We start from the raw sequence: 26,295 nt of genomic DNA on the forward strand, positions 1-26,295 counted from the left end.
GGACGGGGCGCGGAAGACCTTGGCCTCGAACACCGGCGCGGGCAACTGCTTGCGGTCCAGCTTGCCGGAGGCATTGAGCGGGAAGGCGTCCAGCACCACGAAGGCGGTCGGGACCATGTAGCCGGGCAGGCCGTCCTGGAGTTCGGCGCGCACGGCGTCGAGATCGACGCTGTGGCCGGCGGTCGGGATGACATAGCCGACCAGCTGCTCGCCGAGCCGCTCGTCGCTGCGGACCACGACCACCGACTGGGCGATGGCATCGATGGCGGTCAGCGCGGACTCGATCTCACCGAGCTCGATGCGCAGACCGCGCAGCTTCACCTGGAAGTCGGTGCGGCCCATGTACTCCAGCTCGCCACGACCGGTCCACTTGACGAGGTCGCCGGTGCGGTACATGCGCTCGCCGTCGTGGAACGGGTCCGCGACGAAGCGATCGGCGGTCAGCTCCGGGCGCGCGACGTAGCCACGCGCCAGCTGGACGCCCGACAGGTACAGCTCACCCGCGACACCCGGGGCGACCGGGTGCAGGCGCGAATCCAGCACGTACACACGGGTGTTGAAGACCGGCGCGCCGATCGGCACCGACAGTGTGTCGGTGTCCTCCACCTCGTGGTAGGTGACGTCGACGGCCGCTTCGGTCGGGCCGTACAGATTGTGCAGCCGCGCACCGGTCAGCTCGCGCAACTTCTGCGCGGTCGGCGCGGGCAGCGCCTCACCCGAGGCGAAGACCTGCTGCAGCGAAACACATTCGGCGGCCTTCTCCTCCGCCACGAACACCGACATCATCGACGGCACGAAGTGCGCGGTGGTGACACCGGTCTCGATGATCAGGTCGGCCAGGTAGCCCGGATCACGGTGGCCGTCCGGCTTGGCGATGACCAGCGCCGCGCCGATCTGCAAGGGCCAGAAGAACTCCCACACCGACACGTCGAAGGTGGCCGGAGTCTTCTGCAGCACGACATCGTCGTCGAACAGGCCGTACTCGGTCTGCATCCACACCAGGCGGTTGACGATGGCCGTGTGGCTGACCGCCACACCCTTCGGGCGGCCGGTCGAACCCGACGTGAAGATCACGTACGCGACATTGTCGCCGCGCAGCGGGGCGATCCGGTCGGCGTCGGTGATCGGGGCGTCGGAGTAGCCCGACACGTCCAGCTCGTCGATCAGCAGTGTGCGCGTGGTGGTTTCGAACCGGTCCCCGCTCGTGCTGAGCACGCACACCGGCTGCGCGGTGTCGAGCACGTACTGGTTGCGCTCGGCCGGGTGGTCCGGGTCCAGCGGCACGTACGCGCCACCGGCGACCGTGACGGCGTACATGCCGACCAGCAGCTCGAAGGAGCGGCGCATACCCAGGGCCACATAGGTGTCCGGTCCGACGCCCTCGGCGATGAGGTGGCGGGCCAGCCTGTGCACACGAGCGGCGAACTCGCCGTAGGACAGACTCGTGCCCTCGAACACCAGCGCGGTGAGGTCGGGGGTCTGCTTCAGCTGGGTCTGGAACATCGATGCGAGGGTGACCTCGGCGTCGATCTTCTTGCCGCCCAGGGCCACGCGCTTGACGTCGTACTCGGTGGCGTTCCAGGTGCGCAGCACCTGGCGGCGCTCGGCCGCGTCCAGCAGCTCGATATCGCCGACCAGCGCGGTCGGCTCGGCGACCACGGCCGACAGCAGGCGCACCAGGCGCTCGCCGAAGGCGGCGATGGTGGCCGGGTCGAACATGTCGGTGGCGTAGGCGAATTCGGCGGTCATGCCGTCGCCGTCGACCTTCTCGGTGAGGTTGAGGTGCAGGTCGAACTTGGCGGTGACCACGTCCAGCGGCACGCCGGCCACTTCCAGGGCGGGCAGGGCGAAGGTCGCCGCGCCGGTGTTCTGGAACGACAGCATGACCTGGAACAGCGGGTGCCGCGCCTGCGAGCGGGCCGGGTTGAGGATCTCCACCAGGCGCTCGAAGGGCAGGTCGGCGTGGCCGAAGGCGGACAGGTCGGCGTCCTTGGTGCGGGCCAGCAGCTCGGCGAACTTCTCCCCCGAGTCGACGGCCGTGCGCAGCACCAGGGTATTGACGAACATGCCGATGGCGTCGTCGAGGACCTGCTCGCCACGACCCGCGACGGCGGTGCCGATGGCGATGTCGTCGCCGCCGGACAGGCGCGCCAGCAGGGCCGCGAAGGCCGCGTGCACGACCATGAACAGCGAGGCGCCGTGCTCGCGGGCCAGGCCCTCGAGTCCGGCCAGCAGGTCGGCGTCGATCGAGAACTCGTGCACGCCACCGGCATTGGACGCGACCGCGGGGCGCGGGCGATCCGACGGCAGGTCGATCTGGTCGGGCAGCCCGGCCAGTTCGCTGCTCCAGTAGGAGACCTGCTGCGAGATCAGCGAGTCGGCGTCGTCCTCGTCGCCGAGGGTTTCGCGCTGCCACAGCGCGAAGTCGGCGTACTGCACCGGCAGCGGCGCCCAGTGCGGCGCCTCGCCGGTGGACCGGGCCGCGTAGGCGACCATGACGTCGCGTGCCAGCGGACGCACCGACCAGCCGTCGCCCGAGATGTGGTGGACCACGAAAACCAGCACGTGCGTGGGTTGCTCGGCGTCACTGACCCGGAACAGTCCGGCGCGCACCGGCGGGGCGACGGTGACGTCGAAGCCGGTGAGCACCACATCGGCGACATGTTCGCGCAGCTCGGCCTCGGTGACCTCGATCGCGGCGGCGTCCATCTCGACCTGGCCGGCGGGCAGGATGACCTGCACGCCACGGCCTTCCGCGTTCTCCGGGTAGACCGTGCGCAGCACCTCGTGGCGCTCGAGCACGTCCCGCACGGCGGTCAGCAGGGCATCCACGTCGAGGTCGCCGGTCAGGCGCACCGCGAGCGGGATGTTGTTGACGGCCGAGGCGGTGTCGAAGCGGTTGAGGAACCACATGCGCTGCTGGGCCAGCGACAGCGGGATCTCGTCCGGCCGGGGCTGGGCCACCAGCGCGCGGCGGCCGCCGGTGCCCGCCTGCGCTTCCACGCGCGCGGCCAGGGCGGCCACGCTCGGGGCGTCGAACAGGGTGCGGACGGGGATGCGGGTGTCCAGCGCCGCGCCCAGTCGCGCGACGACCTGGGTGGCGATCAGTGAGTTGCCGCCCAGTTCGAAGAAGTCGTCGTCCGCGCCCACCGGGGCCTCGAGTCCGAGCACCTCGGCGAAGACGCCGGCCACGATCTCCTCGGCATGCGTTGCGGCGGCACGGAATTCGCGGGCGGCGAACTCCGGCTCGGGCAGCGCGCGGCGGTCCAGCTTGCCGTTGGCACTGAGCGGGAACGCGCCCAGGGCCACGAAGGCGGCCGGGACCATGTAGGACGGCAGCTGCGCGGCCAGGTGCTCGCGCAGGGCTGTGTCCAATTTGCCCTCCGCTCCGCTCCGGGCGGGTTCGCGGCGCTGCAGGTCTCGTTCTTCCCTCCTCCGCTCCTCCGCTTCGCTCCCCCGCTCCGTCAGTCCAGAACGAGACGCGCCAACCTCCGAGGCGGACAACTCGGGAATCACATAGGCCACGAGCTGATCTCCGGTGCGGGCGTCGGAGCGCAGGACCACGACCGCCTGGGACACGCTCGGATGGGCGGTCAGCGCGGCCTCGATCTCGCCGAGCTCGATGCGCAGACCGCGCAGCTTGACCTGGAAGTCGGTGCGGCCGATGTACTCCAGCTCACCGTCCGCGGTCCAGGTGACCAGGTCACCGGTGCGGTACATGCGCTTGCCCGGCGTGAAGGGGTTGGCCACGAAGCGATCCGACGACAGGTCGGGGCGCGCCACGTAGCCGCGCGCCAGCTGCACGCCCGCCAGATAGAGCTCGCCCGCCATGCCCGGCGCGACCGGGTGCAGACGCGAATCCAGCACGTACACCTGGGTGTTGAACACCGGTCGGCCGATCGGCACGGTCTCGGTGTCGGCGTCGGTGACCTCGTGATAGGTGACGTCGACGGCCGCTTCGGTCGGGCCGTACAGGTTGTGCAGGGCGGCGCCGGTGACCCGGCGCAGCTGCTGGGCGGTGCTCGCGGGCAGCGCCTCGCCGGAGGCGAAGACCAGTCGCAGGCTCGTGCAGTCCGCGGCGGCCGGTTCCGACACGAACACGGCCATCATCGACGGCACGAAGTGCGCGGTCGTGACGCCCTCGCGGGCAATGGTTTCCGCCAGGTACACCGGATCCCGGTGCCCGTCGGGCTTGGCCACGACCAGCTTCGCGCCGATCTGCAAGGGCCAGAAGAACTCCCACACCGACACGTCGAAGGTGGCCGGAGTCTTCTGCAGCACCACGTCGGCGGCGGTCAGGCCGTACTCGGACTGCATCCACACCAGGCGGTTCACGATGGCCGAATGCGGCACCGCCACGCCCTTCGGGCGACCGGTCGAACCCGAGGTGAAGATCACGTAGGCGGTGTTCGAAGCCCGCAGCGGCGCACCGCGATCCGCGTCGGTGAGCGCGGCGTCGGAGTAACCCGACAGGTCGACGGTGTCGACCGCGATGGCCGGCACGCTCGCGTGGGTGAATCCGTCCCGCTCGGTGGTGAGCACGCACACCGGCCGAGCGGTCTCGAGCACGTAGTCGATGCGGTCGGCGGGCTGGTCCAGGTCCAGCGGCACATACGCGCCACCGGCCTCGACGATCGCGTACATCGCGACCACCAGGTCCACCGAACGGCGAAGGCCCAAGCCCACCAGGCTCTCCGGGCCGACCCCGGCCTCGATGAGCTTGCGGGCCAGCCGATGCACCCGTCCGGCGAACTCGGCGTAGGACAGACTCGTGCCCTCGAAGCTGACCGCGGTCGCCTCGGGCGTCCGCTCGGCCTGGGCCTCGAACAGCGCGACCAGGGTTTCGCCCGCGTCGCCGGAGGCGCTGTGCACGACCTCGCCCTCGGCGGTGGTCTCGCCCGACAGGGTGCCCGAGGTCAGTTCCGCCAGCACGGAGTAGACGTCCGCGGTGGTGCGGTTCCAGTCGCGCAGCACCCGGGTGCGCTCGCCGGAGACCAGCAGGTCGATATCGCCGATGGCCCGTTCCGGCTGCGCGGCAATGGCCTTCAGCAGCCGGTCGAACCGGTCGGCGAAACGCTCCATGGTGGCCGCGTCGAACAGGTCGGTGGCGTAGATGAGTTCCGCGGTGATGCCGGACGGGGTCGCGCCGTGGCCGTTGCCCGCGACATCGCTGGTGCCCAGCTGCTCGGTGAGGACCAGCTGCAGGTCGAACTTGGCGGTGTCGATCGGGAGATCGACGGCGCTCACCGTCAGGCCGGGCAGTTCCAGTTCGGTGATGCCGGTGTTCTGGAACGACAGCATGACCTGGAACAGCGGGTGCCGCGCCTGCGAGCGGGCCGGGTTGAGGATCTCCACCAGGCGCTCGAAGGGCAGGTCGGCGTGACCGAAGGCCTGGATGTCGGTGGCGCGCACCGTGTCCAGGAGTTCGGTGAAGCCGGCGCCGCCGTCCACCTCGGTGCGCAGCACCAGGGTGTTGACGAACATGCCGATGAGGTCGTCGAGGGCGCGTTCACCACGACCCGCGACCGGGGTGCCGATCGCGATGTCCGCCTCACCCGACAGGCGCGACAGCAACGCCGCCAGGGCGGAGTGCATGACCATGAACAGCGTGGCGCCGCGGGTGCGGGCCAGTTCGGTCAGCTTGGCGTGGGTGTCGGCATCGACGGTGAAGACGTGCGTCGCACCGCGGCCCGACGCCACGGCCGGACGCGGCCGGTCGGCGGGCAGGTCCAGCTGGTCGGGCAGGCCGCGCAGCGAGTCGCGCCAGTACGAGATCTGCTGGGAGATAACGGATTCGGCGTCGGTCTCGTCACCGAGCACCGCGCGCTGCCACAGTGCGTAGTCCGCGTACTGGACATCCAGCGGCTGCCAGCCGGGTTCGCCGCCCTCGACGCGAGCGCCGTAGGCGGTCATGACATCCCGGGTGAGCGGGCCCATGGAGAAGCCGTCGGCCGAGATGTGGTGCACCACCAGCGCGAGCACGTGCTCGGTGGGGCTGACCTCGAACAGGCGGGCCCGGAAGGGAACGTCCACGGTGACGTCGAAGCCGCTCAGCACCAGCTCCGAGAGCGCCTGCGGTAGTTCGGCTTCGGAGACCTCGACCGGGGTCAGATCCGGAATGACCTGTGCGGTGGGGACGATCTCCTGGAACGCCTGGCCATCGATCTCCGGGTAGCGGGTGCGCAGCGACTCGTGCCGCGCCAGCACGTCGGCGACGGCGATCTGCAGGGCCTGGCGGTCCACCAGACCCGACAGGCGCACGGCCGCCGGGATGTTGTCCACGGCCGATTCGGGATCGAACCGGTTGAGGAACCACATGCGCTGCTGGGCCAGCGACAGCGGCAGCCGCTCCGGCCGCTGCTGGGCGATCAGCGCCTGGCGAGTGCCCGCGCCGGAATGGGTTTCGGCGCGCGCCGCCAGGGCGGCCACGGTCGACGCCTCGAAGATCTCGCGCACACCCAGGTGGGTGTCCAGCGCGGCCGACAGGCGCGCCGCCACCTGGGTGGCGATGAGCGAGTTGCCGCCGAGGGCGAAGAAGTCGTCGTCGAGGCCGACCCGCTCCAGGCCGAGGATCTCGGCGAACACACCGGCCACGATCTGCTCGACCGGGGTGACGGGCGCGCGGAACACCGCGGCCTCGAACACCGGCGCGGGCAGCGCCTTGCGGTCGAGCTTGCCGGACGCATTGAGCGGGAACTCGTCGAGCGCCATCAGCACCGACGGCACCATGTACGCGGGCAGGCTCTCGCCGATCTCCAGGCGCACCTTCTCGACGTCCACGGTGTGGTCCGCCGCCGGGATGACATAGGCGACCAGCTGATCGCCGGTGTGCACATCGCTGCGCACCACGACCACCGACTGCGCGATGGAATCCAGTGCGGTGAGTGCGGATTCGATCTCCCCGAGCTCGATGCGCAGACCGCGCAGCTTCACCTGGAAGTCGGTGCGGCCGATGTACTCCAGCTCGCCGTCCGCGGTCCAGGTGACCAGGTCACCGGTGCGGTACATGCGCTCGCCGTGCCCGAAGGGGTTGGCCACGAAGCGATCCGAAGTGATGTCCGGGCGCGCGACATACCCGGTCGCGAGCTGATCGCCAGCCAGGTACAGCTCACCCGCGACACCCACCGGAACCGGCCGCAGACGCGAATCCAGCACGTACACCTCGGTGTTGAACACCGGGCGGCCGATCGGCACGGTATCGACGTCCGCGTCCACGACCTGGTGGAAGGTGACGTCGACCGCGGCCTCGGTCGGGCCGTACAGGTTGTGCAGCTCCGCACCCGTGAGCTCACGCAGCTTGTGCGCGGGCTTGGGCGACAGCGCCTCACCGGAGGCGAAGACCTTGCGCAGGCTGTGTCCAATTCGCCCCTCCGCTTCGCTCCGGGGCTGGTTCGCGGCGCTGGAGGTCGCGTTCTTCCCTCCCTCCGCTCCTCCGCTTCGCTCCCCCGCTCCGCTCAGTCCAGAACGCGACGCGCCGCGAACCACCGGGATTTCTCCGGGTCGACTCGCGAGCTCTGCCACGAACACAGCCAGCATGGACGGCACGAAGTGGGTGACCGTCACACTCTCGCGGGCAATGAGATCCGCGAGATACGCCGGGTCCCGGTGGCCCTCGGGCTTGGCCACGACCAGCGTCGCGCCGATCTGCAAGGGCCAGAAGAACTCCCACACCGACACGTCGAAGGTGGCCGGGGTCTTCTGCAGGACGACATCGTCGGCGGTCAGCCCGTAGGCCGCCTGCATCCAGACGAGGCGGTTGACGATGGCCGCGTGCGGCACCGCCACGCCCTTCGGGCGGCCGGTCGAACCGGACGTGAAGATCACGTACGCGTTGTTCGACTCCCGCAGCGGCGCACGGCGATCCGCATCGGTGAGCGGAGCGGCCGAGTAGCTGGCCAGCTCCAGCATGTCGATGCGGACCTGCGCGGTATCGATCGGCAGGTCCTCGACGGAGGTCAGCACGGTCACCGGGTCGGCGGTCTCGAGGATGTACTCGATGCGCTCGGCCGGGTGATCCGGGTCCAGCGGCACGTAGGCGGCACCGGCCACGGTGACGGCGTACATGCCGACCACCAGGTCGATGGAACGCCGCATGCCGAGGGCCACGAACGATTCCGCGCCGACACCACGCTCGACGAGCCAGCGCGCCAGGCGGTGCACCCGGTCGGCGAACTCGGCGTAGGACAGACTTGTCCCCTCGAAGCTGAGCGCGGTCGCGTCGGGCGTCCGCTCCACCTGCGCCTCGAACATCGCGACCAGGGTCGCGGCCTCGGCCTTGTGCTCGGTGAGCACGGCCTCGACGTCGAAGGCGGTGTCGTTCCAGCGCTCGACGACCAGCTCGCGTTCGGGTGCGTCCAGCAGTTCGATATCACCCACGGCCGCAGCGGGTTCCGTGGTGATGGCGGTCAGCACACGCACCAGGCGATCGGCGATGCGGTGCACGGTGTCCTCGTCGAACAGGTCGCGCAGGTAGCCGGCGCGGATGCGCAGGCGAGTGTCGAGCTGGGCGATGAGGGTCAGCGGGTAGTGGGTGGCGTCGGCGGCGTCCAGGCCGGTGACGGCCATGCCGTCGATATCGGCGGCCTGGGACCGGATGCCGTCGGCGTCGACGGGGTAGGACTCGAACACGACCAGGGTGTCGAAGAGCCCGCCGATGCCCGCGGCCGTCTGGATGTCGGCCAGACCCACGTAGTGGTGGTCGAGCAGATCGGCCTGCTCGCCCTGGGTGCGGGTGAGCAGCGCGCTCGCCGGCTCGGCCGGGTCGAAGGCGACCCGCACCGGCACGGTGTTGATGAACAGACCCACCATGGATTCGACGCCGGACAGCTGGGCCGGGCGGCCGGACACCGTGGTGCCGAAGAGCACGTCCTCGCGGCCGGTGAGGCGGCCGAGCAGGATGCCCCAGGCGACCTGGAGCACGGTGTTCGGGGTGACGCCGAGGTCGGCGGCCAGCGCGGTCAGGCGTGCGGTCGCGGCCTCGTCCAGGTCGAAGAAGTACTCGCCGGACAGGGCGGTGATCTCGCGGCCCGCGTCGGGGCGGGTGAGCAGGGTCGGCTCGGAGACGCCGTGCAGCGACCGCTGCCACGCCGCCAGAGAGGCCGGACGGTCCTGCTGCGCAACCCATTCCAGGAAGTAACGGTAGGAGCGCACCGGCGGCAGCACCGCGGTGTCGGAGTGCGTGGCGTACAGCACCAGCAGGTCCTGCATGAGCAGCGGCATGGACCAGCCGTCGAGCAGGATGTGGTGGTTGGCCACGGCCAGCTGGTAGCTGCCGGTACCGGATTCTCGGCCGGCCGAGGCGGCGGTCCGCACCAGCGTGAAGCGGATGAGCGGCGGCGCGGTCAGGTCGAAGCGCTGCACGCGGTCGGCGGCGATGATCTCCGCCGCGCGTGCCGCGCGGGCTTCGGCGTCGGCGATGTCGGTCAGGTCGTGGTTGGTCCACGCCACCTTCACACCGTCGATGACCACCTGCACCGGAACACCCGACGCGTCGTTCACGTGGGCGGTGCGCAGGATTTCGTGGCGTTCGATGAGCGCCTGTGCGGCCGACCGCAGCCGGTCGGCGTCGACGCGGCCCTCGAGGGTGAGCACCGCCTGCGCGGTGTACACGTCGACCGAGGTGGCAGCCAGCTGCGCGTGGAAGAGCAGACCGGCCTGCAGCGCGGACAGCGGCCACACCTGATTCAGCTCGCCGTACTGCTTCTCCCAGCCGTCGATATCGCGCTGGGTGACGCGCACCAGGCCGAAGTCGGACGGGGTGTGCCCGCCCGCCTGCGCCGATTCCGCGTGCCGCGCAACGGCTTCCAGCGCGGCGGTCCACAGCGCCGCGAACTCGGCGATCTCGTCGGCGGAGAGCAGCGTGCTCGGGTAGCCGATGTTCGCGGTCAGCTTGTCGCCGGCCACGATGGCGTTGATGTCGATCGGGGCCATGGCCGGCATGTCGGCGTCGTAGGCGCCCGCCAGATCCGCCAGCTCCGGAGCCGGGATCCAGCCGAAGCCGCGCAGCGCCTCCGGCACATTGCCGTCGGTGACCCGGCCCAGGTAGTTGAAGCTGACCTGGCCCGGCAGCAGCTTGGGCAGCTGACCCGCGGTGTCGGAGTTCATGTAGCGCAGCAGGCCGTAGCCGATGCCCTTGTCCGGCACCGCGAGCAGCTGCTCCTTGACGGCCTTGATGGCCCGGCCCATGGCGTGCCCGCCGGTGAGGGCGGCGTCCACGTCGATGCCGGACAGGTCGAAGCGCACCGGGAAGATGGCGGTGAACCAGCCGACCGTGCGGGACAGGTCTGCGCCGGGCACGACCTCTTCCTCACGACCGTGGCCTTCCAGCCGGACGAGGGCTGTGTCCTGCCCCCCGGCGTCCTGCCCCAGTCCCTTGGCAGCGCGGAACTTGGCCACGGCCAAGGCGAGTGCGGTCAGCAGACCGTCGTTGACACCGCCGTGGAACAGCGCGGGCACGGTGGTCAGCAGCGACTTGGTGGCCTCGGCCGACAACTCGACGCGGTGCTTGACGATGGTCGCGGTGACGTCCACGGCCGGATCCATGGCACGCTCGGTGAGCAGCGGATCCGGGCCGTCGACGACGGTGCGCCAGAAATCGAGTTCGGCGACCCGTTCGTCGGCGGCGGCCTCACGCTCGAGGGCGTGCGCCCAGGTGCGCATGCTGGTGGTGGGTGCGACCAGCTCGGGGGTCTGTCCGGCGGACACCTGACCCCACGCCGCGACGAAGTCGGGCACCAGGATTCGCCAGGTGACACCGTCGACCACCAGGTGGTGACCGGCGACCACGAGGCGTCCCGCGCGAGAGTTGTCCGACGGCTCCAGCCACACGAACCGGATGACCTGTCCCACAGCGGGATCCAGCTTGTCGAGGGTGGCATCCAGTGCGGCCGTGGCGATCTCGAACAGCTGCTCGTCGGTGGCGGCCGCGTCGAACGCGGTGCGGTCGATGAGCGAATCAGCGTCGACGGTGCCGGGCGCGCCGGTCTCGACGATCCAGTCCGCGTCCGGCACCCGGCGCAGGCGCGCCCGCAGCATGTCGTGGCGGTCGATGACCGCGCCGACGGTGGCGGCGATGCCCGCGCGATCGATGCCGATCGGCAGTTCCAGCGCCATGGTCTGGTTGAAGCGGCCGAACTCACCCTGCCGGCCCGCCATGAACCGGATGACCGGGGTCAGCGGCATGACACCCACGCCGCCGCCCGGCAGCTCGGTCAGCTGCGGCGCCGAATCGCCCTGGCCGTCCGCGGTTTCCGCGACGGCGGCCAGGCCGGAGACGGTGCGCTGTTCGAACACGTCGCGCGGGCTGAACACCACGCCGCGCGCCTTGGCCCGCGACACCAGCTGGATGGAGACGATGGAGTCACCGCCCAGGGCGAAGAACGAGTCGTCGATGCCGACCCGCTCCAGGCCCAGCACCTCGGCGAAGACCTCGGCGATGGTGTGCTCGAGCGCATTGCGCGGCGCGCGGAAGACCACCTCGGTGGCGAAGACCGGCTCGGGCAGCGCCCGGCGGTCCAGCTTGCCGACCGGGGTCAGCGGCACCCGGTCGATGACCATGACCGACGACGGCACCATGTATGCGGGCAGACGCGCCTCGACGTGCGCGGTCACCGCCGCCACATCGATCGAATGACCCGGCGTGGCAACCACATACGACACCAGCGACGTCGCGCCCGCGGCGTTCTTGTGGCCCACGGTGACCGCGAAGTCGACGGACTCGTGCGAGGCCAGCGCGGCGTCGATCTCGCCCAGCTCGATGCGGAAACCACGCACCTTGACCTGGAAGTCGGAACGGCCGACGTACTCGACCAGGCCGTCCGGGGTCCAGCGCACCACGTCACCGGTGCGGTACATGCGCTCGCCCGCCACATACGGGTTGGCGACGAACCGGTCGGCGGTCAGGCCCGGCCGCGCGTGGTAGCCGCGCGCCAGCTGAATGCCCGACAGGTACAGCTCACCCGCGACACCCACCGGAACGGGGCGCAGGCGGTTGTCGAGAATCAGCGACTGCATGCCCCGGATGGGACCGCCGATGGTGACCAGATCGCCCGGCACCAGCGCATCGCTGATGTTGGTCATGATGGTGGTCTCGGTGGGGCCGTAACCGTTGTGGAAGGCACGAATGGTGCCGTCCGACTGTGTCCCCTCTCCGATCGGAACCGCCCACTTCTCGACCAGATCGGCCGGGACGGCTTCACCACCGGCGACCAGCACGCGCAGCGAGTCCAGGCCCGCCGGTCCGAAGGTGGACAGTGCGGCCGGGGTGATGAAGGCGTGGGTGGCCTGCTCGCGGCGGATCAGCTCGGCGAGCTCCTCGCCGCCGTACGTACCCGGCGGGACGACCACCAGGGTGCCGCCCTTGCCGATGGCGAGCAGGAACTCCAGCATGGACGCGTCGAACGACGGCGACGCGAAATGCAGTGCGCGTGAGGCGGAGTCGAGCGCATATCGCTCGGCCTGCTCGACGCTGAAGTTGGCCAGACCGGCGTGGGTGACCACGACGCCCTTGGGCACACCGGTGGAACCGGAGGTGTAGATGACGTAGGCCGGGTGCTCCGGACGCAGCGGGCGCACCCGCTCGGCGTCGGCGATCGCGGTGTCCGCGAAGGCATCCAGGCCCAGCTCGTCCAGCACCAGCCACTCGACCGAGTCCGGCATGTCCGCACGCACCGACGCCACGGTGAGGCCGACCGGCGAACCGGAGTCGGTGACCATGTGGGCGATGCGGTCGGCCGGGTAGTTCGGGTCCACCGGCACGAAGGCCGCACCGGTCTTGGACACCGCCCATTCGGCGAAGTAGGAGTCGTCCGACCGCGGCACGGCCACGGCGACCAGATCCTCGGCACCGATGCCGCGCTCGATGAGCAAGCGCGCCAGGCGGTTCGAGCGGGCATCCAGCTCGCCGTAGGACAGACTCCTGCCCTGGAACACGACCGCGGTCGCGGCCGGATCGATGGCGACGGCATCGGCGATGAGCTCGGGCAGCGTGCGCGCCGGGACGGCGGGCAGGCCGAAACGGGCCACCAGCTCGGCGCGTTCGTCCTGGTCCAGGATGTCGATCGCGCCGACGCCGATCTCCGGGTCGGCCCCGACGGCCTCGAGCACCCGCACCCAGCGCTCCGCGAATCCGGCCGCGGTGGCCTCGTCGAACAGATCGGTGGCGTAGGTGAGCGCGAGCGCCATCCCGGCGTCCTGCTCCGACAGCGTGAACTGCAGGTCGAAGCGGGAGATGCTCTCGTCGAGGTCGAGCGTGGCGACCGTCAGCCCCGGCAGCTCGATGCTGGTGCGATCCAGGTTCTGGAAGGCCAGCATGACCTGGAACAGCGGGTTGCGGGCCTGCGAGCGCTCGGGCGCGAGCAATTCCACCAGCCGCTCGAACGGCACGTCGGCATTGCCGAAGGCGTCGAGGTCGGTGTGCCGCACGCGGTCCAGCAGGTCGGTGAACGACTCGGCCGGGTCGATACCGGTGCGCAGCACCAGGGTGTTGACGAACATGCCGACCAGGTCGTCCAGCGCGGCCTCACCGCGACCGGCGACCGGGGTGCCGACCGCGATGTCGTCGCCGCCGGACAGCCGGGCCAGCAACACCGCGAGGGCGCTGTGCATGACCATGAACAGCGACGAACCCCGGCGGCGGGCAACGTCTTCCAGCGCCGCGACGAGCTCCGGCGACAGCGTGCGCTGCAGCGTCGCGCCGCGATGCGAGGCGATGGCCGGGCGCGGGCGGTCGGTGGGCAGGGCCAGCTCGTCGGGCACGCCGCCGAGCACGCGCTGCCAGTAGGCCACCTGGCGGGCCATGATCGAGGACGAGTCCTCTTCGGAGCCCAGCACTTCGCGCTGCCAGACGGCGAAGTCGGCGTACTGGACGGCCAGCGGGGCCCAGCCCGGGACCGCGCCCTGGTTGCGCGCGGTGTAGGCGACCATGACGTCGCGGGCCAGCGGGGACATCGAGAAGCCGTCGCCCGCGATGTGGTGCACGACCACCACGAGCACGTGCTCGGTGGCGTCCTCGCCGCCGACGCGGAACAGGCGGGCGCGCAGCGGAACCTGTTCGGCCACATCGAAGCCCAGCGTGGCGAAGGCGGTCACGGTGGCGGTCACGTCCTCGGCCGCGACGGTGACCGGCCGCAGGTCGAGGGCGATCTCCTCGGCCGGGACGACCACCTGCATCGGGGTGCCGCCGTGCTCCGGGTACCGGGTGCGCAGCGACTCGTGCCGACGGACCACATCCGCGACCGCGAGTTCCAGTGCGGCGGTGTCGAGTTCGCCGAAGCGCGGGTCGACGGAGCGAAGGCGGATGGCCAGCGGCAGGTTGTAGGCCGCCGAGGAGGTGTCGTACTGGTTCAGGAACCACATGCGCTGCTGCGCGAACGACAGCGGCACCAGCTCACCGGCAGTCCGGGTGCGAGCCACCAGCTTGGCGCGGGACGCACCGTCGGCGTGCGATTCGATGCGTGCGGCCAGGGCCTCGACCGTGGTGGCCTCGAACAGGGTGCGCACCGCGACCGTGGTGTCCAGGGCCGCGCCGATGCGCGACACCACCCGGGTGGCGATGAGCGAGTTGCCGCCCAGGTCGAAGAAGTCGTCGTCCAGGCCGACCCGCGGCAGATCCAGGACCTCGGCGAAGACGGCGGCGACCGTCTCCTGCACCGGGGTCTCCGGGGCGCGGAAGGCCCGCGCCTGCGCGGCCGGGGCAGGGAGCGCCCGGCGGTCCAGCTTGCCGTTGACGGTCAGCGGGATTCGGTCCAGCACCACGATCGCGGACGGGACCATGTAGGACGGCAGCAGCTCGGCCGCGCCGTCGCGGACCGCGTCCGCTGCCGGCGCGATGCCGTTCTCCGGCACCACGTAGGCCACGATGCGCTGATCACCCGGCTGATCCTCACGCACGACGACCGCGGCCTGGGCCACGCCCGGCTGAGCCAGCACGGCCGACTCGATCTCACCGAGCTCGATACGGAAACCACGCACCTTCACCTGATCGTCGGCGCGACCCAGGTATTCCAGCTCACCGAAACGGTTCCAGCGCGCCACATCACCGGAGCGGTACAGCCGCTCGCCGGGCACCCCGAACGGGCTCGCCACGAAGCGGCCCGCCGACAGCTCCGGGCGGCCCAGGTAGCCGCGCGCCAATTGCGGTCCGGCCACATACATTTCGCCCGCGACACCCACCGGCACCGGGTGCAAGCGGTCATCGAGGACATACACGCTCAGACCCGCGATGGCCCGGCCGACCACCGAACCAGTCGCGGCGGCGATGGTGTCGGCATCGAGCACCCGCACGGACACGTGCACGGTGGTCTCGGTAATGCCGTACATGTTCACCAGATACGGAGTGGAATCACCATGACGGGCAACCCAATCCGAGAGGCGCCGCAGCTCGAGCGCCTCACCACCGAAGACCACATAACGCAGCGCCAGCGACTGCTCGTCACCAACAGCCGAATCCGATTCCCGGCTCGCCGAAGACGCGATCCGGTCCGCCTCGGCCAACTGATAGAAGGCCGACGGAGTCTGGTTGAGCACCGTGACCCGTTCACGGCGCAACAGTTCCAGGAACTGCTCCGGCGAGCGAGACACGTAGTAGTCGACCACGACCAACTTGCCGCCATAGAGCAGCGGACCCCACAACTCCCACACCGAGAAATCGAACGCATACGAGTGGAACAGCGTCCACACATCATCAGGCCCGAAACCGAACTCACGATCGGTATTCGCCATGAGCCGCACCACATTCCGATGCGCCACCGCCACACCCTTGGGGCGACCGGTCGAACCGGAAGTGTAGATCACGTACGCGACGTGATCCGGGCGCAACGCGACCCGGCGATCGGCATCGGTGACCGGCCCGTCGGCCGCGTCCACGATATTGCCCGCCTCCAGCGAGAACCCGTCCAGCAGCACGGTGTTCAGCTCGGCCGGCAGCTCGACCTGCACGGTCGAGTCGGTGATCACGCTGGTCGGCCGCGCGTCCGAGAGCACGTAGGCGATACGGTCGGCCGGGTAGGTCGGATCGATCGGCACGTAGCCCGCACCGGTCTTGATCACGGCCAGCAGCGCCACCACCAGATCCGCCGAACGCGGCAGCAGCACCGCGACCAGCGATTCCGGTCCCGCTCCCTCGCCGATCAGGCGGCGCGCCAGCACATTCGCGCGGCGGTCCAGGTCGAAGTAGGTGAGCTCCTCGTCACCGAAGCGCACCGCGACGCGCTCCGGATTCGCGGCCACCGCAAGGTCGAACAAGCTCGACAGGGTGGCATCGGCCGCCACGAACGGGCTGGCCAGGGCGGCCAGCGGGTTGGCCAGGCGCTCGGCGGACGCGCCCAGCGCGAGCAGGGCGGCGGCGTCGGGCGCGATGCCCGAGGTGCCCTCGGCGACAGCGCGTTCGGCGTCGGCGACCGCGGCCCGCGCGGTCCGGGCCAGCACGACGATGTCCTCGCCCGCGGAGACCCAGTGCTCGGCCACATTGTGGCGCTCGCCCTCGCCCAGCAGGTCGATATCGCCGATGAGCGCGGCCGGATCCTCGGCGACCGCCCGCAGGATGCGGACCAGGCGCTCGGCGAAGGAGATGACGGTCTCGGCGTCGAACAGGTCGGCGGCGTAGTTCCAGGACAGGCCCAGCGAGCCGTCGGCGCGCTCGCTCACGGTGAGCTGCACGTCGAACTTGGCGGTGCCCGGGTCGAATTCGACGACCTCGAGCCCCAGTCCCGGCAGCGCGACCGCCGCGGCGTCCTTGGCCCCGGCGGCCTCGAAGGTCAGCGCCACCTGGAACAGCGGGTGGTGCGCCTGCGAGCGGACCGGGCTGAGCACGTCGACGAGGCGCTCGAACGGCACGTCGGCGTGCGCGAAGGCGGCCAGGTCGGTGCGGCGCACCTGGGCCAGCAGATCGCGGAAGGCGGCGTCCGGCCGCACCTCGCTGCGCAGCACCAGGGTGTTGACGAACATGCCGACCAGGTCGTCCAGCGCGCGTTCGCCGCGGCCCGCGATGGGGGTGCCGATGGCGATGTCGGTGGCGCGGGACAGGCGCGCGGCCCAGGTGGCCAGGGCGGCGTGCACCAGCATGAACAGGGTGACATCGTGCTCGCGGGCCACGCCGGTCAGGGCGCGGTGCAGCTCGGCGTCGATCGAGAAGTCGTAGGTGCCACCGGCATTGGTGGCGATCTCCGGCCGCGGGCGGTCGGCGGGCAGCTCGATCTGCTCGGGCAGGTCGGCCAGCCGGTCGGTCCAGTAGGCGATCTGCTGGGCGGCGACGGACTCGGAATCGGTTTCCGCGCCGAGGATCTCACGCTGCCACAGCGTGTAGTCGGCGTACTGCACCGGCAGCGGCGCCCAGGCCGGAGCCTCGCCGGTGCTGCGGGACAGGTAGGCGGCCACCACATCCCGCAGCAGCGGGCGCAGCGAGACGCCGTCCGCGCTGATGTGATGCAGCACCAGCACCACCACGTGCTCGGCGGGCGCGTCGGGCCCGGAGGAGTCGCTCCGCCTCTCCGCGCTTGCCTGCGTAACCACGGAGGGCCCCGCGACCGCCGTATTGGACGCAGCCTCGCTGAGGCTGAGCACGGTGGCGCGGAACGGCAGTTCGCGGGTGACGTCGAAGAACACGCTCGCGAGCTGGGTGATGCGCGCGGTCAGGTCGGCCGCGGTGACGGTCTCGGTCCGCACCTCGAAGTCGATCTCGGACAGCGGCAGGATGCGCTGGTAGCCGTCGCCCTCGACCTCGGGGTAGATGGTGCGCAGCGACTCGTGCCGGGCCAGCACGTCGCCGATGGCGGCGGTGAAGGCGGCCGGGTCGATCGCGCCGGTGAGCTTCAGCGCCACCGGGATGTTGTTGACCGCGGTGCGGTTGTCGAAGCGGTTCAGGAACCACATGCGCTGCTGCGCGAGGGACAGCGGCACCAGCTCCGGGCGCTCCTGGGCGACCAGCGCGGCGCGCGCGCCGGTGCCGACGCGCGATTCCAGTTGCGCGGCAAGGGAAGCCACGGTGGTGGCCTCGAACAGCGTGCGCAGCGGGATGTCGGCGTCCAGGGCAGCGGACAGGCGCGCGATCACCTGGGTGGCGATCAGCGAGTTGCCGCCGAGCTCGAAGAAGTCGTCGTCCAGGCCGACCCGGTCCAGGCCGAGCACGTCGGCGATGGTGCCGGCGACGGTCTGCTGCACCGGCGTGGTCGGGGCGCGGAAGGCCTTGGCGGCGAAGGTCGGCGCGGGCAGCTGCTTGCGGTCCAGCTTGCCGGAGGCATTGAGCGGGAAGGCGTCCAGCACCATGAAGGCGGCCGGGACCATGTAGGCCGGAAGCCGCTCGGACAGTTCGTCCTTGACCGCGTCGAGGTCGAGGTGACCGTCGGCGGCGATCAGGTAGGCGACCAGCTGATCGCCGGTGCGGTCGTCGTGGCGGACCACCACGACCGACTGGGCGATCGCCGGCAGCGCGGTCAGCGCCGACTCGATCTCGCCGAGCTCGATGCGCAGACCGCGCAGCTTCACCTGGAAGTCGGTGCGGCCCAGGTACTCCAGCTCGCCATTGCCCGTCCAGGTGACCAGGTCACCGGTGCGGTACATGCGGACGCCGTCGCCGAAGGGGTTGGCCACGAAGCGATCCGCGGTCAGATCCGGGCGGGCCACGTAGCCGGTGGCCAGCTGATCGCCGGCCAGGTACAGCTCACCCGCGACACCCACCGGAACCGGCTTCAGGCGCGAATCCAGCACGTACACCTGGGTGTTGAAGACCGGCGCGCCGATCGGCACCGAGGTCAGATCGGCATCGGTGACCTCGTGGAAGGTCACGTCGACCGCGGCCTCGGTGGGGCCGTACAGGTTGTGCAGGCGAGCGCCGGTCAGTTCGCGCAGCTTCTGCGCGGTCGGCGCGGGCAGGCCCTCACCGGAGGCGAAGACATTGGTCAGGCTGACGCAGTCGGCCGCGGCAGGCTCGGCCACGAAGACCGCCAGCATGGACGGCACGAAGTGGGTGACCGTGACGCCCTCGCGGACGATGATCTCGGCCAGGTAGGCCGGATCGCGGTGGCCGTCCGGCTTGGCGACCACCAGGCGCGCGCCGACCTGCAAGGGCCAGAAGAACTCCCACACCGACACGTCGAAGGTGGCCGGAGTCTTCTGGAGGACCACGTCGTAGGCGGCCAGCCCGTACTGGGCGTGCATCCAGACGAGACGGTTCACGATCGCCGCGTGGCTCACGGCCACACCCTTGGGGCGGCCGGTGGAGCCGGACGTGAAGATCACGTACGCGGTGTTCTGCGGGCGCAGCGGCGAGCGGCGCTCGGCATCGGCGACCGGGGCGTCGGCGAAGCCGTCCAGGTCCAGCTCGTCGATCCGGACCTGGCGCGCGTCAATGCCTTCCAAGTCGTCGCCGGAGGTCAGCACGCAGACCGGCTGTGCGGTCTCGAGGATGTACTGGGTGCGCTCGGCCGGGTGATCCGGATCCAGCGGCACGTACGCGCCACCGGCGACCGTGACCGCGTACATGCCCGCGACCAGGTCGATGGAGCGGCGCATGCCCAGCGCCACAAAGGATTCCGGTCCGACGCCCTCGGCGATGAGCCAGCGCGCGAGCTTGCGGACACGAGCCGCGAACTCGGCGTAGGACAGACTTGTCCCCTCGAAGGTGACCGCAGTCGCTTCGGGAGTCAGTGCGACCTGCGCCTCGAACAGCGAAACCAGCGTTGCCGCAGCGCCTTCCGAGATCTCCGGCAGCGCGGTGTCCAGCTCGAACGCGGTCTCGTTCCAGCCGACCAGCAGCCGGCGGCGTTCGGCCTCGCTCAGCAGCTCGACATCGCCGACCAGCTGGGTCGGGTCCGCGGCCACGGCGGTGAGCATCGCCACGAAGCGCTGCGCGAATACACCGGCGAACTGCGAGTCGAAAAGGTCTGTCGCGTAGACGAGCTCGGCATCCATGGTCGAGTCGCCATCGATGATCTCGCTGAGCGTCAGCTGCAGGTCGAACTTGGCCGACTGCTGGTCGATGGCCAGCTCGGACACGCTCAGACCCGGCAGCTCCAGCGAGGTGCGGCCCAGGTTCTGGAACGACAGCATGACCTGGAACAGCGGGTGCCGGGCCTGCGAACGGGCCGGGTTGAGCACCTCGACCAGCCGCTCGAACGGCACGTCCGCGTGGGCGAAGGCCTGCAGATCGCGCTCGCGCACGGTCTTCAGCAGGTCGGTGAAGCTGGTGCCGGTGTCGACCGACGACCGCAGCACCAGGGTGTTGACGAACATGCCGACGAGATCGTCGAGCGCCTGCTCGCCACGGCCCGCCACCGGAATGCCGACCGCGATGTCGTCGGTGCCGCTCAGGCGCGCCAGTAGCGCGGCGAAAGCGCTGTGCACCACCATGAACAGGGTGGTGCCATTGCTCTGCGCCACCCGGTTCAGCCCGGCGATGAGCTCGCCCGGCACCTGGAAGCGGTGCGTGCCCGCGTCGTAGGACGCGACCGCCGGACGCGGCTTGGCCGACAGTCGCAGCTCGTCCGGCAGGCCGGACAGGGTGTCGCGCCAGTAGTCGAGCTGCTCGGTGATGAGCGAGCGCGGATCCTCTTCCGAGCCCAGCGTTTCCCGCTGCCACAGCGCGTAATCCGCGTACTGCACCGGCAGTTCGGTCCAGCCCGGGGTCTCGCCGTTGCTGCGCGCGATATAGGCGGTCATCAGGTCGCGCACCAACGGGTTCATCGAGAAGCCGTCGGCGGCGATGTGGTGGGCCACCAGCACCAGCACGTGATCGTCGGCCGCGAGGCGATAGGCGCGCAGGCGGACGGCGGTCTCGGTGGTGACGTCGAAGCCGCGGGCGGCGAAGTCGTAGACCGCGGCGAACAATTCGCCCTCGGTCACGTCCAGCACATCCAGCTCGGGAATGGCGCGGCCGGTGGGCAGCACCTTCTGGTAGGCGACGCCCTCGTGCGACGGGTAGAGGGTGCGCAGCGACTCGTGCCGCGCCACCACGTCGGCGATGGCCCCGCGCATGGCGTCGAGATCCAGTGCACCGGTGAGCCTTACGGCCGCCGGGATGTTGTTGGCGGCCGATTCCGGATCGAACCGGTTGAGGAACCACATGCGCTGCTGCGCCAGCGATAGCGGCGGGTGCTCCGCTCCACCTCCCTGCGCTTGCCGGGACCGAACCGTGAGGGCCTGGCGCACACCGGTTCCCGCGTGCGACTCGACGCGGGCGGCCAGCGCGGCCACGGTCGGGGCCTCGAACAGCACACGCACGCCGATCTGGGCGTTCAGCGCGGCGGCCAGGCGGGCCACCACCTGGGTGGCGACCAGCGAGTTGCCGCCCAGCTCGAAGAAGTCGTCGTCCACGCCGACGCGCTCGACACCGAGCAGGTCGGCGAAGATCTGCGCGATGATCTCCTCGATCGGGGTCGAGGGGGCGCGGAAGCGCTTGGCCTCGAAGACCGGCGCGGGCAGTGCCCGGCGGTCCAGCTTGCCGGAGGCGTTGACCGGGAAGGCGTCCAGCACCACGAGCGCGGCCGGGACCATGTAGGCGGGCAGCGAGCCGCTCAGCGCGGCCTTGACCGCGTCGACGTCCACGACCGCCTCGGCCTCACGCACCACATAGCCGACCAGCTGGTCACCGGCGTGCGCATCGGTGCGCACCACCACGACCGACTGAGCGATGGCCGGCTGCGCCAGCAGTGCGGCCTCGATCTCGCCGAGCTCGATGCGCAGACCGCGCAGCTTGACCTGGAAGTCGGTGCGGCCCAGGTAGTTCAGTTCACCGTCGGCGGTCCAGGAGACCAGGTCGCCGGTGCGGTACATGCGGTCGCCGGAGACGAACGGGTTGGCGACGAAGCGATCGGCGGACAGGTCGGGGCGGCCGAGGTAGCCGCGCGCCAGCTGATCGCCCGCCAGATAGAGCTCACCCGCGACACCCGGCGCGACCGGGTGCAGGCGGGCGTCGAGCACGTAGGTCTCGGTGTTCCAGACCGGGCGGCCGATCGGCACGAACACGGTATCGGTGTCCACGACCTCGTGGTAGGTGACGTCGACGGCCGCTTCGGTCGGGCCGTACAGGTTGTGCAGCCGCGCACCGGTCAGCTCGCGCAACTTCTGCGCGGTCGGCGCGGGCAGCGCCTCACCCGAGGCGAAGACCTGCCGCAAACGCGGTGCGGGGACCGAGGAGTCGCCGTTCTCGTTGCCGAGGGTGGCGACGAACACCGACAGCATCGACGGCACGAAGTGGGCGGTGGTGATGCCGGTCTCGGCGATGACGTGGGCCAGGTACACCGGGTCGCGGTGGCCGTCCGGCCTGGCGACCACCAGGCGAGCGCCGGTCTGCAGGGGCCAGAAGAACTCCCAGACCGACACGTCGAAGGTGGCCGGGGTCTTCTGCAGGACAGCGTCGTTCGCGTCGATCGGGTACTCGTGCTGCATCCACAGCAGGCGGTTCACGATCGCACCGTGCTCGACCGCGACACCCTTCGGGCGGCCCGTCGAACCGGAGGTGAAGATGACGTAGGCCGTGTGCTCCGGCCGGATCGCCTGTCCCCGTTCGGCATCCGTGATCGGCGCGTCGGAGTAGGCCTCCAGGTTCAGGGTGTCGACCTCGAGCACCGGCACATTGCGGCCGGTGACGAAGTCGTCGCGGCTGGTGGTGAGGATCGCGACCGGGCGCGCGGTGTCGAGCACGTAGTCGATGCGCTCGTCCGGCTGATCCGGATCCAGCGGCACGTACGCGCCACCGGCCTCCAGCACCGCGTACATGGCGACGACCAGATCCAGCGAGCGCCGGATGGCAAGCGCCACATGCGATTCCGCGCCGACGCCCTGGGCGATGAGCTTGCGGGCCAGCCGGTGCACCCGCGCCGCGAACTCGGCGTAGGACAGACCTGTCCCCTCGAATTCCACGGCAGGCGCATCGGGGCTGGTCAGAGCCTGTGCTTCGAACAGCGAAACCAGCGTCGCGGCCTCGCCCTCCGGTAGCGCGGGCAGCACCCGCGCCAGGTTGAACGCGGTGTCGTTCCAGTCGTCGAGCACCCGCTCGCGCTCGTCGGCGACCAGCAGGTCGATATCGCCGAGCGGCCGGTCCGGGTCCGCGACCACGGCCGCCAGGATCAGGTCCAGGCGGTGCGCGAAGGCCGCGATGGTGGGCTCGTCGAAAAGGTCCAGCGCGTAGGAGATCTCGGCGGACATGCCGGCGTTCTCGCCGTGGTCGTCCTGCGCCTCCTGCAGGGTCAGCTGCAGGTCGAACTTGGCCAGGCGAGCGTCGTAATCGATGCCGTTGACCGAGAGCCCGGGCAGTTCCAGGCTGGCCTGCCGGGTGTTCTGGAAGGTCAACATGACCTGGAACAGCGGATGCCGGGCCTGTGAGCGGGCCGGGTTGAGCACCTCGACCAGCCGCTCGAACGGCACGTCCGCGTGCGCGAAGGCGTGCAGGTCGGTGTCGCGGGAGCGAGCCAGCAGATCGGCGAAGGTCTCGCTGCCGTCCACCTCGGTGCGCAGCACCAGGGTGTTGACGAACATGCCGATCAGGTCATCGAGCGCGGCCTCACCGCGGCCGTGCACCGGGGTGCCGATGGCGATGTCGCCGGTCCCGGACAGGCGGGCCAGCAGCACCGCGAGCGCGCTGTGCATGACCATGAACAGCGAGGCATTGTGCCGGCGGCCCAGATCCACCAGCGCCTGCTGGGTTTCGGCGGAGATGGCGAACGGGTAGGTGCCACCCTGGTAGCTGGCCACGGCCGGACGCTGCCGGTCGGCGGGCAGCACCAGCTCGTCCGGCAGATCGGCGAGCGCGTCGGTCCAGTAGCGGATCTGCTTGGCGATCAGCGAATCCGGGTCGTCCTCGGAGCCGAGCACCTCGCGCTGCCACAGCGCGTAGTCGGCGTACTGCACCGGCAGTTCCGCCCACGCCGGGGCCTCCCACGAGGTGCGGGCGGCGTAGGCGACCATGACGTCGCGGGCCAGCGGGCCCATGGACCAGCCGTCGGCGCTGATGTGGTGGACCACCATGCCGAGGATGTACTCGGTCTCGCTGATCTCGAAAAGCGCTGCGTGCAACGGCACTTCGTCGGTGACGTCGAAGGCCATGGTGGCCAGCTCGACCAGGTGGTCGATCAGATTCGACTCGGTGACCGGCACCGGCGTCAGGTCGGGCACGATCTGCGCGGCGTCCAGCACTCGCTGCACCGGGCCGTGCGTGGTCTCCGGGAAGACGGTGCGCAGCGACTCGTGCCGGTCGATGACGTCGATGACCGCGACCTGCAGGGCCGCGATATCGAGCTCACCGGAGAGCCGGATGGCGACCGGGATGTTGTTCACCGCCGAGGCGGTGTCGAAGCGGTTGAGGAACCACATGCGCTGCTGCGCCAGCGAAAGCGGGACCTCGCTGGGCCGCTCGCGGGCCACCAGGGCCTTGCGGCCGCCGTCGCCGACATGCGATTCCACCCGGGCCGCAAGGGCTTCCACGGTGGCGGCCTCGAACAGCATGCGCACCGGCACGCGGGTGTCGAGGGCCGTACCCAGTCGGGTCGCCACCTGGGTGGCGATCAGCGAGTTGCCGCCCAGCTCGAAGAAGTCGTCGTCGACGCCGACTCGGGCGATGCCCAGCACCTCGCCGAAGATCTGGGCGACGATCTCCTCGATCGGCGTTGTCGGAGCACGGAATTCGCGCACCTCGAAGCGCGGCGCGGGCAGCGCGCGGCGGTCCAGCTTGCCGGAGGCGTTCACCGGGAACGCGTCCAGCACCATGATCGAACCCGGCACCATGTAGGCGGGCAGGGTGCGCTGCAGCGAGGTCTTGACGCCGTCCAGATCCACCGGGCCGCCGGCCACGATGTAGGCGACCAGCTGATCGCCGGCCACGGTGTCGATGACCAGCACCACGGCCTGCTGCACCTTGGGGTGGTCCAGCAGCGCGGCCTCGATCTCGCCGAGCTCGATGCGCTGGCCGCGGAACTTCACCTGGAAGTCGGTGCGGCCGATGTATTCGAGAATGCCGTAGTCGATTCCGCCCGCAGGCGCGGAGCCTGCGGAGCGCCCGTGGTTCCAGCGCACCAGGTCACCGGTGCGGTACAGACGCGAACCCGGCTCGCCGTAGGGGTTGGCGACGAAGCGCTCGGCGCTCAGGTCCGGGCGGCCGAAGTAGCCGCGCGCCACCTGGACACCGCCCAGGTAGAGCTCACCCGGGACGCCCGCGGGCACCGGGCGCAGGCCCTCGTCCAGCACATAGGTCTGTGCGTTCCACACCGGGCGGCCGATGGGCACCGAGGTGACCACGGGCGCGTCGATGGGCGCGTAGGTGGCGTGCACGGTGAACTCGGTCGGGCCGTACAGGTTGTGCACGGCCGCGGTGGAGAAGCGGCGGAAGGCGGTCACGGTGGCCGGCGGCAGCGCCTCACCGGCGACCAGCACCGCACGCAGGGACAGACATTCGGCCGACGAGGCGCTGGAGGCGAACACGCTCAGCATGGACGGCACGAACGAGGTCATGGTGACCCGGTGCCGGCCGATGACCTCCGACAGGTACATCGGATCGCGGTGGCCGTCCGGCGCGGCGATGACCTGCTGCGCGCCCACGGCCAGCGAGCCGAACAGCTCCCACACCGAGACGTCGAAGGTGACCGGCGTCTTCTGCAGGATCACATCGGTGTCGTCGATGTCGTATTCGCTGGTGATCCAGGCGATCTGGTTGAGCACCGCGGCATGCGGGATGGCCACGCCCTTCGGGCGGCCGGTCGAGCCGGAGGTGAACAGCACGTAGGCGGCATTGGCCGGCCGCAGCGGCGCCAGCCGGTCCGCGTCGGTGACCGGGGCGGCGCTGTAGTCGTCCAGGTCCAGCGAATCCAGGTGCAGCACCGGGCAATCCGAGGATTCCACGGCATCGTCGGTGGTGGTCAGCAGCACCACCGGCTCGGCGGTGCGCAGCACGTAGTCGGTGCGCTCGGCCGGGTGGTCCGGGTCGATCGGCACGTAGCCGCCGCCCGCGGTGAGGGTGGCGTAGATGGCGATCAGCATGTCCACCGAGCGGCGGATGCCCACCGCGACCAGGGACTCCGGGCCCACGCCGGCGTCGATCAGCCTGCGTGCCAGGCGATTCACGTGCGCGGAGAACTCCGCGTAGCTCAGCTCCTCGGCGGGGCCGAACATGCTGCCGCTGCGCTCGCCCGGATCGAAGATCAGGGCGGTGGCGTCCGGCCGGATCCGCACCTGCCGCTCGAACAGGTCGAGAACGGTTGCGGCGGAGGGCAGTTCACGCGCGGTGTGGTTCCACGCGTGCAGCACGGTCTCGCGCTCACCGGCGTCGAGGACGTCGATATCGCGCACCACGGTGTCCGGTGCGGCGACGGC

Annotated in this window: 1 protein-coding gene (cut by both window edges); it reads right to left on the reverse strand. The window is 70.4% G+C overall.

The whole window is internal to a non-ribosomal peptide synthase/polyketide synthase gene (locus tag ACQP1O_RS39200; RefSeq protein WP_433563342.1) on the reverse strand: the coding sequence, 44,553 nt in all, runs 13,692 nt past the left edge and 4,566 nt past the right edge, and what appears here is coding positions 4,567-30,861 — codons 1,523 (complete) to 10,287 (complete); reading right to left, the first codon wholly in view occupies positions 26,293-26,295. Both codon boundaries (start and stop) fall beyond the window edges.

Source organism: Nocardia sp. CA-151230 (genome assembly GCF_050942175.1).
Taxonomy (GTDB): domain Bacteria; phylum Actinomycetota; class Actinomycetes; order Mycobacteriales; family Mycobacteriaceae; genus Nocardia.